This window comes from Acinetobacter sp. YH12069 (assembly GCF_013419675.1).
Classification (GTDB): Bacteria; Pseudomonadota; Gammaproteobacteria; order Pseudomonadales; family Moraxellaceae; genus Acinetobacter; species Acinetobacter amyesii.
On the sequence record NZ_VOZS01000002.1, the window covers coordinates 301,128 to 313,821 of the forward strand.

Sequence of the window (12,694 nt, forward strand, 5' to 3'; positions counted from 1 at the left end):
TTAACGAAGTTTTTTTCCAAAACCTAGGATATCTAACGGGAAAGACAGTCCTAAAGACACATCTGGTGCATCTTCAGTTAAACCTAGTCCCACCGTACCGTTCACAATCGTATCTGGAGATACACGCACACCTAAAGAAATCGCGAGAGTTGAGCTGGTTTGGTCTGCAGGTGAATAGGATTCGCCACTGCTATACGTAAATTCTGCGCCGGTGTTGAAACTTTGTTGATATGACATGGTGAGGGAAACATCGTAGTTAAACGAGTATGCAAAACCGAATGCAAAACCGCCACTAATGCCCGGCTCAAACTCTTCAATGACTCGCGAACCACGACGTTGGTTTAAGTCAGTTTCTTTGAAACCATAGTTTGCCGAGACGGATGCAAACAACACAACGGGATCAATATATTTACGTGTGCTGGCACCGATACCTGCAGAATAGTAACCTTTACCTGTTGCTAGATCATTTACAGCATTAATTTCGTATGGACTATCACCAGTTTTCGTGGACAAATTACCAAATAAAATCAGTGGCAAACGACCTTGCTTCAGTGGGAATGGTTCCCAGCGTGCGCCTAAAGAAATATCCCCTAAACCAGCAGTTGAAGTATCTTTTAATAAATCAGTTTTTGCTACTAAAGGCACAGATGCAGAGAATGTCAAATTGTCCATTACACCGTATTGCACGGTAAATGTATTGGTCATTGAGTGTGTGGCATTCTCTTGTACACGGAGTTGATAAAGTTGGCCTTGTGCCATTTCCATATCAAGTTGAGTATCACGGTAATAGGTATAATCGATATCGTAAAAAGATGATATTTCACCTTTTTTAATCAATGAATACTGACGTTCATTCGAGCTAAATACTTCCTGTAAGTTAGCTTCTTGACTCGCATCACCCTCTTGCTGTTGAAGTGCTGTCGATGCCTTTTCAGTGGCAGTCGCACTTTCTACTGGTGGTACCTCAGCTTGTACTGGCTCTTCAACAGATTCATACTGTCCAATTTCTGGCTCGGCAGCAGCTTCTTGTACAGTATCAGCCTGGGTTACAGCAGTAGGAGATACAGATTCTTCTACTGCTGTCTCTTGTTCAACCGGATCATATTCTCCAAGGCTTGGCTCTTCAGCTGCATAGGCAACCCCCATCACCACCTGAATACTCATGGCTAGTAGTGTTTTGTTCATCCATTTACGATTCATGTTCCTTCCCACCGTTTTTATTTTTTTAATCCTGACGCTTTGTTATACGCATTCATCTAATTATTTACTCTTATAGTAAAGCCTTAGAAAGTTGTAATTCGATTTACCATATGATTCCGACTCTTCATTCATATTTTTATCAAGTCGTATCGTAGATGCCTTGTCTGCAATTTTTTCCATGTAAAACTGCGGATATTGAATATCAACCAATGCATAACGGTTCACGGTTGCATCTTCAACATGTCGCAAGTCTGAATCTTGCAAAGCCAATAAATTTTTACGTTGCTCAGGCGCAACATTGATTAAAAATAATGTGTTGTTTTCCCATATTTCTTGGAATCGAACTTCATCGAAACTGATATTGCCCAGTGCTGGATCTGCAACATAAACACGCCCATCTTTATAGGCTTTAAACACCACAAAATGTTTAAAACCAGCATATGAAATGGGAACAATCGCAGGTTGGCCTTGCTTAACTAGATCTGAAAACTCCCCTTTGTAGCCCCCACTTTCTAGCCCGACAGCAGCGACAAAACGTTTCATGTCTAATAAGGAGAAACTTCGACGTTCGATAATTTTTTCAGTTTCACCAAATTTCAGCAAACCATTCATGGTCTGTTGCTCAGTCAGCTGTGTACCTACATAACCATTTAATAAAGTAGTTAAGGCCGCCGAACCACAACTGTAGTCGTAGGCTTGCCGAACGATGCCTCGAAATTGATCTTCTATGGCAGGTTTAATTTTTACAGATTCACGGTGCATCCGAGTAAAGGAATCATTTCGTGAATCCAATGTTTCGGTATAGTGAACTGTTCCGACTGGCTTTTCTTTTAATTCGAAGGACTCTTTGGCAAAGTAATACATCAATGCCGAGCCCACAGCTATCTCTAACATATCTTCTAACTTTTAGTTATCGGCAATGATGTGCCTTTTTTCATTATTTTTTTAGAGCTAATGCTCTACATCCATGTATTATGCAAGATACCTTTTTTTTTATAAAAAAACAGCATTTTTTTATGCTTTATTGGGTCATTCCGCACTTTTTTGTAAAAAAAAGCGCGTGATCAACACGCGCCTTATTTTTATTCTAGATTACTTACTAGAAATCGTAATTACAGAACCTTGGTTATATACACCCATAGCTGGGCTGTAGAATGTTTGTAAGCCTTGAACTTCGATATCACCAATTGAACCAGCGTCTTTACTGCCTAAATGAACACCTTTCACATAGTTATCAATTGGACCAGAGTTGCTTACCATTTGAATATAACCATTGTTTGTGCCTTCTTTACCATAAACACGGACATCTTGGTTAATGGTTAAATCAGATTTACCCGCATCAGCAACCTTGATGCTTTCGATAAAGATTTCACCTGCTTCACGTGTAGCCGTTTTAGTTGATGCATCAAGGATACCTAGATCTTTAATTTCTAAGCCGCCAACCATAGTTGTGCTTAGTTTGATCATGGCACCTTGTGGAGCAGCACCCAACTGAACATTAGCAGTCATTGGTCCAGTTTTTAGAGAAAGACCAGATAAAATTGCATTGTAGTTACTATCATCACCACCACGGCGAATACCTGTAGTACCAGCTGTACCAGATGCTGTTACACCAATTTCACCAATTTTGATATCTAAACCAGACACATCCGCTGCGATGTTAATGAATGCACCATTTGCACCAGTACCCGCATCAGTATCGATACGTAAATCAGCTAAATTACGAGAAGCTAGAAGATAAGCACCACCGTTATCATAGTTTGCACCAATGATGATACCTTTGTTTTCTAATGCATCACCAGCAATTCCGTTACCTTGAATAACGATCGCACCAGCAGTGCTTGTACCGCCCGAACCAGCATTAACACCTGCTGTTCCTTTTGCAGCTAAACCATCGTTATCGTGAATGAAAAGCTTTTCAATTTCAATTTTAGAAATACCAATCCCGATGTTAATACCATCTTGACCAGTGGTTGAACTAAGTGCAGCATCGTCCATTGCTTGCATAGCCATAGCATTCGCACTAAATGCGATTGAAGAAACTAGAGCTAATTTAGTGAAATTTTTCATACGGTACTCTCCCAAGAGTATTTATTTTTTTTTGATTTTCAACCACTCGATTTATTCAGCTGTAATATTATTTTGTGACAACTGTTAAATCTTTCCTTGAGTTGTTTGCTCGCTCGATTAAATTATATCCAAGCTGAAATTTGTTCAACTGTCGTTGGTCGCAATCTAATTCTTACCGATAAACGGTATTTGCAAACCAAATGAATTAGGAATGGTATAAAATCCATTTTATTCTTTAAAGTTAATTTTTCTGTTGATGCAAAAGCCAATTTCTTTTAAAAAATTTATTCTCAAACAAACTGTTAGTGCTCAAAAAATTTTGCAAGCGCTTGCACCCTTGTCACATGTGATTTTTTTAGAAGATCAAAACCAACCTGTTATTTGCTTTTTGGCAAATCAATATCAGCAATTTAAGAATGATGAACTTAAAGCTTATGTCCGTACCAATTTAGATCAATATGAGGAATGTGATACTCAGCCCTTGCAAAATATTGCCTTCCAAGATTTATGTTCAAACTTAGGCAGTGGGTTTTCTGGGGGCTGGGCTGGCTTTATTAGCTATGATTATGCAGCGCAGCAACAGATTTCCTTGCACGCCAAAGCGCAACCTCGCTTGTTTTTAGGACAATTTTCCAGTTTTTTAAAATTAGAGAATGATGGTTGGTATTTTTATAGTTCAGATCATTCTGCAGCTAAGATTTACGACTACATTGATCACATAATTCAAACCGAGATCACTCAGAATCAATTTAAATTAAGACAAAAATGTACTGCAAGATGGTCTAAGTCAGACTACACGAAAGCCTTTGATCAAGTGCAGGAATATATTAAAGCGGGTGATTGCTATCAAATTAATTTAACCCAAGAGTTCACAGCTCAAGCAAACGGTTCACTCTTAGATACCGCTCAAGAATTTTGGTCACTGACTGATGCACCATATTCAGGCTACTTACGTATTAATGATTTTGAAATTTTAAGTTGTTCGCCTGAACTTTTTATAGATTTTAAGCCTAAACGCAAGATTATTACTAAACCAATCAAAGGCACGATGCCTCGCTATGAAGATCCAGTGTTAGATGCGCAGTCAAAACAACGGTTAAAATCATCTGAAAAAGACATGGCTGAGAATGTCATGATTGTCGACTTACTGCGTAATGATTTGAGTGTTTATGCAGAAATAGGTTCTGTAAAAACACCTAAACTTTTTGATATTGAAAGTTTTAATCAAGTGCATCACATGCTCAGTGAAGTTGAGGCCGTGCTGAAAACAGATGTACACCCTTTTGAGGTTCTGATGTCTGCCCTGCCAGGCGGTTCGATTACCGGCGCGCCTAAAATTCGCGCGATGCAAATTATTGATGAACTTGAAGGCTCCCCGCGCGGCGCCTATTGCGGCTCGATGGGTTATTTTAATCACGATGGCACGGGCACTTGGAATATTTTGATCCGCTCTATTCAAAAATACCAAGATCAGGTTTCGCTGTGGGCGGGCGGTGGAATCACCATCGCGTCAGATTGCGATGCTGAATATCAAGAATGCTTTGATAAAGTCGAAGCCATGCTGGATTTGTTAAATACCTGGTATAAGCCAGATTAAACAAAAAAAAAGCGATTCAATTGAATCGCTTTTTTATAACCCTCCCCTTGCGAAGCAGTGCTTCTCACCTTTTCAAAAGGAGGGTTCGGCTAGATTTACATTTCGCGGAGCTTGCTGAAATCAAGCCAAAATATCGTTTTTAAGCGTATCCACAAGGCGCTGATTTTGTTCATCTGTACCAATGGTGATCCGCAGGAACTGATTAATCCGCGGCTTATTGAAGTAACGCACAATAATTCCGCGTTCGCGCAATTCAGCAGCTAATTCACCCGCGTCTTTCGTTGGCAATGATGCAAAAATAAAGTTTGCCGCAGAGGGTAATACTTTAAAGCCCAGCTCAGAAAGCTGCTCTACAAGTTTTTCACGGCTCACAATCACCTTGGCATTTTGTGCTTCAAAATACGCTTGATCCTCAAATGACGCCACGGCTGCTGCAATCGCAAAACGGTCCATCGGATAGGAGTTAAAGCTGTTTTTTACTGCCTCAAGCGCTGCGATTAAATGCGGCTGCGCAATCGCGAAACCCACACGCAAACCAGCAAGTGAACGCGACTTAGACGTCGTTTGACAAACCACAAGGTTTTCATATTTCGCAACCAAAGCCACAGCAGATTCTGCACCGAAATCGACATACGCTTCATCAATCACAACCACTGAATTCGGATTGGCTTGCAACACTTCCTCAATTGCAGACAAACCTAAAGCAATACTCGTAGGCGCATTCGGATTGGTAATGATGATACCGCCATTCGGCTGTTTATAGTCATCAATAACAATTTCAAAATCATCGTTCAGCGGCATAATTTTAGTATTGGCAGCTATACCAAAAAATTGGCTATATACCGGATAAAAACTGTAGGTAATATCTGGATACAAAACCGGCAGCTCTTGCACAAAAAAGGCTTTAAAAATGTGCGCCAGAACTTCGTCCGAGCCATTGCCGACAAAGACCTGCTCAACAGGTACATGCTGCTGTTTTGCAATCGCTTGCTTTAACTCAGACGCATCTGGATCTGGATATAAACGTAAAACGTCAGCAGAATTTGCCAACACTTTTTGAACTGCTTCCACCACTTTTGGCGATGGCGGATACGGGTTTTCATTGGTATTGAGTTTTAAAATATTTTGGATTTTAGGCTGTTCACCCGGTGTGTACGGCTCTAATTCACGTACATCAGGACTCCAAAAACGCATTTGTTCAGCGGTAATATTTGGCATTTTATTTTGCTCTTTCTCACCCTCCCCTAACCTCTCTTGCACTTCGCTTTAAAGGAATCCTTAAAGCTCGTTCAGGGAGAGGAATATTCATTTTATGAGATTTCCCCTCTCCTGAAAGGAGAGGGTTAGGGAAAGGTTTATATTTTTGGAAAACTAAGTTTTTCACCTAGTCTATATTTTCTTACTGATAACGATAACGTGCTGAACGCGCATGCGCATCTAAGTTTTCCTGCTCCGCTAATGTATCAGCCGTTTTCGCTAAACTTTTCACACCATCTTCAGAGCACATAATTAAACTTGAGCGCTTTTGGAAATCATAAACACCGAGCGGTGATGAAAAACGCGCTGTGCCCGAAGTAGGCAACACGTGGTTTGGACCTGCACAGTAATCACCAATCGCTTCAGGCGTATATCGACCCATAAAAATTGCACCGGCATGGCGGATATCTTCAGCCATTTCCTGCGCTTGATCTAAGCACAGCATCAAATGTTCAGGCGCAACCTGGTTAATCAATTCAGCGCCTTCAGCACGGTCTTTGACTAAAACTAATGCACCACGGTTTTCAATTGAAGTGCGCGCGATATTCGCTTTAGGCAATGCTTCTAAATGCTTTTCAATCCATTGTTCCACTTGATCTAAAAGATCCGCATCTGGCGTGATGAACACCGCTTGAGCCACAGTGTCATGTTCCGCTTGAGACAACAAATCCATCGCCAGCCATTCAGCATTGTTTTGACCTTCTGCATAGACCAAAATTTCGGATGGCCCTGCAATCATATCAATGCCAACTTGACCAAATACTGCACGTTTTGCTGCCGCAACAAAACGGTTGCCCGGGCCAGTGATTTTATCTACAGATGGGATGGTTTCTGTGCCGTAAGCCAATGCTGCAACCGCTTGCGCGCCGCCAATGGTAAATACACGGTGTACGCCGGCTAAGTAAGCTGCTGCCAAAACCAATGGATTTAAATCACCATTCGGCGCAGGCACCACCATAATAATTTCAGGCACGCCAGCGACATGCGCAGGCACAGCATTCATCAATACAGAAGACGGATAAGAAGCCAAGCCGCCCGGAACATAGATCCCCACGCGGTCCAGCGGTGTGACTTTTTGACCAAGCGTATTGCCTAAAGCATCGACATAAGTCCAGCCGTCTTGCTTTTGCGCTTGGTGAAATTCACGAACACGGTTCGCAGCAAGTTCTAAGGCTTCACGCACTTCTGAACTTAAACCCTCAAATGCTGCTTTCAGTTGTGCTTGCGTCAGCTCTAATTCTGAGAATTGATGCGCTGGATGTCGATCGAACTGCTGTGTCAATTTAAGAACATGAGCATCACCATACTGACGAACATCAGCAATGATTTGGTCAACGGTTTTTAAAAGTTCTGGATCATTCACAGTTTCAAAAGCCAACAAGTCAGCAAAAGCTTGCTTGAAGTTTTGATCTTGAGTCGATAAACGTCGCATCAATTTACCCACAAGGTAATCTATTGGAAAAGATTAGTTTACCTGTTTTAGCGCAGCTTGTGGATATCTATCGCATGTGTTCATGTGGAGTTTTATTGAAAATAACTTTCGTTAAAATTGGTGAAAATACAGTTTTATCATTATTTTTCAGTTTTCATAAAAAACCGCCCAAATTTGAGCGGTTTGATCAGCATAGTTAGCAACTCAACAAATTATGCTTTCTTTACTTGCTCGCGTTCTTCCACGGCTTTTTCTAGCTGTGCAAGAATCGGATTCAACAAAGTTTGTTTACGTTTAAAGCTTGCTTTGTTCACGATTAAACGTGAAGACACTTTACAGATTTCTTCCAAAGGCTCTAAACCATTGGCACGTAAAGTATTCCCGGTATCCACAACATCGACAATGTAATCGCCTAAACCAACCAATGGTGCAAGTTCCATAGAACCATAAAGTTTGATCACATCCACTTGCTCGCCCAAGCTTGCATAATATTGACGGGTCAAATTGACATACTTGGTTGCAATCTTTAAACGACCGTTCGGACGAACCATGCCAACTTTACCTGCGGTCATTAACTTACAGTTGGCAATTTTTAAGTCCAATGGTTCATACACATTTTGTGCACCATGTTCCATCAGCACATCTTTACCTGCCACCCCAATATCTGCAGCACCATTTTCAACATAAGTTGGTACATCAGAAGCACGTAAAATTAAAATACGTACGTGCTTATGGGTCGTTGGAAAAATTAACTTACGAGATTTATCCGGATCTTCCAATAAGTTAATGCCAGCTGTTTCCAACAATGGCAAAGTTTCTTTTAAGATACGTCCCTTACTTAATGCTAAAGTTAAACCATGATCAAAATTGCCCATTACGTCAAAATTGGGATCATCGTTTCTCATATCGCTCATTAACTTACTCGCTTAATTTGGGCACCTAAACCTTGTAACTTCGCTTCAACATCTTCATAACCACGGTCAATATGATAGATACGGTCAATCAACGTTTCCCCATCAGCGGCAAGTGCTGCTAAAACCAATGAGAAAGAAGCTCGTAAATCAGTTGCCATCACGGGTGCAGCAGATAATTTCTCTACACCTGTAACAACAGCATCATTACCTTCAACCTGAATATTGGCACCCATACGTGCTAATTCAGGTACATGCATGAAACGGTTTTCGAAAATCGTTTCAGAAATTGTGGCAAAACCACGACCAATTGCATTCACAGCCATCAGCTGTGCTTGCATATCGGTTGGAAATTCTGGATGTGGTAAAGTCTGGAAACTAACTGCTTTCGGGCGTTTACCCATCATATCCAGTTCAATCCAATCTTCACCGCGCGTAACTTCCGCGCCCATTTCTTCAAATTTATCTAGCACAGACTCCAACAAGTTTGGATCAGTATGTGTGGTTTTGATTTTACCGCCAGTGATCGCTGCTGCAGCGAGATAAGAACCTGTCTCAATACGATCAGCAACAACGGCATATTCACAGCCATGTAGGCTTTCAACACCTGTAACAACCAAAGTATCTGTGTCCAAACCTTCAATTTTTGCACCCATCTTGATCAACATATTAGCAAGATCGGTAATTTCAGGTTCACGAGCCGCGTTACGAATGGTCGTTACACCGTCTGCAAGAACCGCAGCAGTTAGAATATTTTCAGTACCACCAACTGTGACCATATCAAAGACAACTTCGCCACCTTTTAGACGACCATCCACTTTGGCATGCACATAACCTGCTTCAACTTCGATCTCAGCACCAAGTGCTTCTAAAGCTTTTAAATGTTGATCTACAGGGCGTGAACCAATTGCACATCCACCCGGCAAAGACACTTTTGCACTACCATAGCGCGCCAATAACGGGCCAAGCACCAAAATAGATGCACGCATGGTTTTCACGAGTTCATATGGTGCAAATTGATTATCTAAGCTAGAAGTATCAGCCTTAACCGTATCACCTTCATAACTGATTTGAACACCTAAACCTGCGATCAATTTCACTAAGGTGTTCACATCTTTTAGATTTGGCACATTAGTTAATGTAATAGGTGTATCCGCAAGGATAGTTGCAGCGAGTAATGGCAATGCAGCATTTTTCGCACCAGAAATACGAACTTCACCTTCGAGCTTAGTACCGCCCTGAATCAGAAATTTATCCATTAATTATTAAGCTCCGAATAAGCTTGCTTTGCGCCATTCTTCTTTGGTCATTGCACGAATTGTTACTGCATGTACTTCACCGCTGGCAATGTAGGAGTTCAAAGGTGCATAAACAGATTGTTGACGAGCAACAGGACGTTTGCCTTCAAATTGATCATCGACAATGCGTAGATCAAATTTGCCGCCTTGCCCACTAACTGCAACCTCAGCTTCTGGAAAAGCAGCTTTTAAAATTTCAGTGAGCTGTTCACTATTCATCACAAGACCCCATATAGGACTAACGGTGTAAAACCCGTCATTTTACTATAAATCTAAAAAATAATTCATTAGTCACATACATTATATATATAAAAAAAGAGGTTATAAAAAACCTCTTTTTGTACAATTTACAATCTAAACCGTTAAAGGCATATAAATGAGCTGCATTTTTCGATGTTTATGTAATTGTTTTTTTAATTTTTCAGACAATTTTTTGATCGAGGTATACATATCATCAGCGCACGCTTGTGCAAAAAGTTCTGTCCCAGGTAATCGTATAATCGCTTCCGCAATATGATTATCACTACCTTTTTTTGAACGTTTATCAACCTGATGATCTTTAGTCAGTTTGACTTGCATACTATTGACCTGATCTAAATGTTTGGTCATTTCCGCAAATTTAAGACGAATATTTTCTTCTATTGCTGGCGTAATTGTTAAATGATGGCCACGAATTGTAATCTGCATAATTCTATCCCTCACCTTCTTTCAGGACTGGAAAAGTTCAAGCCGAATCATCCAACTCAATATGCGAAGCATACATTTACACAATCAGATCATTTCGGCCATTCCTTATAAAAAAAGAGATTCATTATTTCGTCATAATGAACCTCTAGAATAGTCAGATTTTCAAATTTAGATCAACACTTTTCGCTCTGAAGATGATGGAATATGTAACGATTCACGATACTTCGCAACTGTACGACGAGCAACATCAATACCTTCTGCATTAAGCAAAACTGCAATTGCATTATCAGACAAAGGCTTACGTGTATTTTCTTCTGCAATCAACTTTTTAATTTTTGCACGAATTGCCGTCGAAGACGCTTCCCCACCAGACGATGTTCCAACATGACTTGAGAAGAAATATTTCAACTCAAATAATCCACGTGGTGTGAGCATATATTTATTTGTGGTTACACGGGAAACTGTGGATTCATGGAGTTCAACTTCTTCCGCAATATCTCGCAGGACCAAAGGCTTCATTGCCTCAGGCCCTTGTTCAAAGAACGCTCGTTGATGCTCCACAATACAGGTTGCCACTTTTAATAAAGTTTTATGTCGTTCATCAATGCTTTTAATGAAATTCTTAGCTTCAAGCATTTGATTACGTAAATATTGATTATCGTCACTTTGATCTGCACGCTTGATCATATTGGCATAGAAAGAATTCACTCGTAGCTTTGGCATTACATCAGGATTTAACTGTACCAACCAATGTTCATTCTTTTTTAGCACCACTACATCTGGAATTTGATAGTCTGAATCTTTATCTTCAAACTCTTGCCCTGGATGTGCCTTTAATGTTTTTAACAAAGAAATGGCTAGTTTAAGCTGTTCCGTATTTAAACCGGTTTGCTTAATCAACTTGGGTAATTCATTACTAATCAGCAATTCATAATTTTTCAATAATAAAATAGCTTCATATCGATATTCGATATGCTCAGGAAGATTTTCAACTTGTACCATTAAACATTCAGCGAGATTACGTGAACCTACCCCTAAAGGATCTAGACGCTGAATATGCTTTAAAACCACCAAAACTTCGTCATCTTCGACTTCTTCTTCATAATCCATAGAATCTAAAAGATGCTGAACAGATTGGGTAATTTCATTTAAGTCACAATCTAAAAAACCTTTGTTATCTAAAGCATCGATAATACAGTGTGCAATTAGTTTATCGATCACAGAAAAGTGTAAAAGATTAACTTGCTCAAGCATATGTGCTTGTAAACTTTGATGCCCCTGCCGATTATCTTCGCGCTCTTCAAATTCAGCAGCACCTAAACTTGTAGGTTGATGCGTATAAACATCATCCCACTCCGTATCTACCGGTAACTCATCAGGCAAATGATCGGCATTTAATTCATTGGTTAAGTCTTTATTTTCCCTTTCTTGTTCTTGTAAGCTATTTAAACTTTCAACGGTATTTTGTTCTTCAACTTTCTCTAATAGAGGATTACTGTCGAGTTGGATTTGAATTTCTTGTTCCAATTCCAAACTTGAAAGCTGTAATAAACGAATGGCTTGTTGTAATTGAGGTGTTAATGATAAGGAATTGGCAACCTTTAACCCCATCGCTAATTTCATTAATAACTCCCCCTATAATTAACCGCACTTTATAAGCAATTTTTATGCCGTTTTATTTTTTATAGCATAATTTCGAAGAGAACGCCCGATTTTTTGTCTTTTTTAGACACATTATTCAGCTAATTTATTCTTTTATTAGGAACAATTCGCCTTATAAATTAACTATATAATTAGATTTCTTATTCATTTTACTCCGGCTGTCACTGTATTTTTTGTTTTCCATTGTTCTTGTTATTTTTCCCGACATAAAAAAACACCCCCTGCACGAGTCAGGGGGTGTTTCGAATAATGAGCTGGCGATGACTTACTCTCACATGGGTAACCCCACACTACCATCAGCGCTAAGAGGTTTCACTTCTGAGTTCGGGAAGGGATCAGGTGGTTCACTCTTGCTATTGTCGCCAGCACAACTGTTATGGATACTTGCTTAGTCTAATCTCAGAGCAGTGCTCTTCGTGCTAAGTTTTCTACCAAATGAGTTATTAACAGATCATATCTGAGTTTCGTATTTTGTTCTTAAGCGTTAACTAAATCAAGTTATTTTGCTTAATATCGAATCAATTGATGCTTTACATACAACTGTTTGGGTGTTGTATAGTCAAGCCTCACGAGCAATTAG

General features: G+C 40.0%; 11 protein-coding genes and 1 rRNA gene. 1 reads left to right on the forward strand and 11 read right to left on the reverse strand.

Features of this window, described 5'->3' with window-relative positions:
• The 3 genes from FTU16_RS01605 to FTU16_RS01615 form a co-directional block, all read right to left on the reverse strand.
• Positions 1-1,200: a hypothetical protein gene (locus FTU16_RS01605; protein WP_180162547.1), complete on the reverse strand. Its 1,200-nt coding sequence runs from the start codon at positions 1,198-1,200 to the stop codon at positions 1-3.
• A 60-nt stretch (positions 1,201-1,260) separates the two neighbouring features.
• Entirely contained in the window at positions 1,261-2,094 is an 834-nt protein-coding gene (locus tag FTU16_RS01610) for a C39 family peptidase (protein ID WP_180059832.1), read from the reverse strand.
• 198 nt (positions 2,095-2,292) lie between these two features.
• Positions 2,293-3,270, reverse strand: coding sequence for a DUF6160 family protein (locus FTU16_RS01615; protein WP_180059834.1), 978 nt, complete (start codon positions 3,268-3,270; stop codon positions 2,293-2,295).
• Positions 3,271-3,526: 256 nt separating this feature from the next.
• Here FTU16_RS01615 and FTU16_RS01620 point away from each other — a divergent pair, with 256 nt between their 5' ends.
• Positions 3,527-4,867: an anthranilate synthase component I family protein gene (locus FTU16_RS01620; RefSeq protein WP_180162548.1), complete on the forward strand. Its 1,341-nt coding sequence runs from the start codon at positions 3,527-3,529 to the stop codon at positions 4,865-4,867.
• A gap of 120 nt (positions 4,868-4,987) precedes the next feature.
• Here the strand turns inward: FTU16_RS01620 and hisC are convergent, their stop codons facing one another.
• The 8 genes from hisC to rrf form a co-directional block, all read right to left on the reverse strand.
• A complete protein-coding gene (hisC, locus tag FTU16_RS01625; RefSeq protein ID WP_180162549.1) occupies positions 4,988-6,085 on the reverse strand; it encodes a histidinol-phosphate transaminase in 1,098 nt (365 codons plus the stop codon).
• Between the two features lie 181 nt (positions 6,086-6,266).
• Positions 6,267-7,568: a histidinol dehydrogenase gene (gene hisD, locus FTU16_RS01630; protein WP_180162550.1), complete on the reverse strand. Its 1,302-nt coding sequence runs from the start codon at positions 7,566-7,568 to the stop codon at positions 6,267-6,269.
• Between the two features lie 200 nt (positions 7,569-7,768).
• Positions 7,769-8,470 (reverse strand): ATP phosphoribosyltransferase, encoded by a 702-nt coding sequence (gene hisG / locus FTU16_RS01635; RefSeq protein WP_180049009.1) that lies wholly within the window; start codon positions 8,468-8,470, stop codon positions 7,769-7,771.
• A complete protein-coding gene (gene murA, locus FTU16_RS01640) occupies positions 8,470-9,726 on the reverse strand; it encodes a UDP-N-acetylglucosamine 1-carboxyvinyltransferase (protein WP_078191193.1) in 1,257 nt (418 codons plus the stop codon). Before murA ends, hisG begins: the two co-directional genes overlap by 1 nt.
• Before the next feature lie 6 nt (positions 9,727-9,732).
• The gene (ibaG, locus tag FTU16_RS01645; protein WP_078191194.1) at positions 9,733-9,984 is read right to left on the reverse strand and encodes a BolA family iron metabolism protein IbaG; all 252 of its coding nucleotides are present in this window, start codon (positions 9,982-9,984) and stop codon (positions 9,733-9,735) included.
• A gap of 135 nt (positions 9,985-10,119) precedes the next feature.
• Positions 10,120-10,452, reverse strand: coding sequence for a ribosome hibernation-promoting factor, HPF/YfiA family (hpf, locus tag FTU16_RS01650; RefSeq protein ID WP_078191195.1), 333 nt, complete (start codon positions 10,450-10,452; stop codon positions 10,120-10,122).
• Between the two features lie 168 nt (positions 10,453-10,620).
• Entirely contained in the window at positions 10,621-12,075 is a 1,455-nt protein-coding gene (locus tag FTU16_RS01655; RefSeq protein WP_180113850.1) for an RNA polymerase factor sigma-54, read from the reverse strand.
• Between the two features lie 291 nt (positions 12,076-12,366).
• Positions 12,367-12,481, reverse strand: a 5S ribosomal RNA gene (gene rrf, locus FTU16_RS01660).
• Positions 12,482-12,694: the final 213 nt, after the last annotated feature.

Bases quoted from the DNA above. Each gene is read 5' to 3' on its own strand.
- murA (WP_078191193.1), bottom strand. From the start codon at position 9,726: ATGGATAAATTTCTGATTCAGGGCGGTACTAAGCTCGAAGGTGAAGTT.
- FTU16_RS01605 (WP_180162547.1), bottom strand. From the start codon at position 1,200: ATGAATCGTAAATGGATGAACAAAACACTACTAGCCATGAGTATTCAG.
- hisG (WP_180049009.1), bottom strand. From the start codon at position 8,470: ATGAGCGATATGAGAAACGATGATCCCAATTTTGACGTAATGGGCAAT.
- FTU16_RS01615 (WP_180059834.1), bottom strand. From the start codon at position 3,270: ATGAAAAATTTCACTAAATTAGCTCTAGTTTCTTCAATCGCATTTAGT.
- ibaG (WP_078191194.1), bottom strand. From the start codon at position 9,984: ATGAATAGTGAACAGCTCACTGAAATTTTAAAAGCTGCTTTTCCAGAA.
- FTU16_RS01655 (WP_180113850.1), bottom strand. From the start codon at position 12,075: ATGAAATTAGCGATGGGGTTAAAGGTTGCCAATTCCTTATCATTAACA.
- hpf (WP_078191195.1), bottom strand. From the start codon at position 10,452: ATGCAGATTACAATTCGTGGCCATCATTTAACAATTACGCCAGCAATA.
- FTU16_RS01620 (WP_180162548.1), top strand. From the start codon at position 3,527: ATGCAAAAGCCAATTTCTTTTAAAAAATTTATTCTCAAACAAACTGTT.
- hisC (WP_180162549.1), bottom strand. From the start codon at position 6,085: ATGCCAAATATTACCGCTGAACAAATGCGTTTTTGGAGTCCTGATGTA.
- FTU16_RS01610 (WP_180059832.1), bottom strand. From the start codon at position 2,094: ATGTTAGAGATAGCTGTGGGCTCGGCATTGATGTATTACTTTGCCAAA.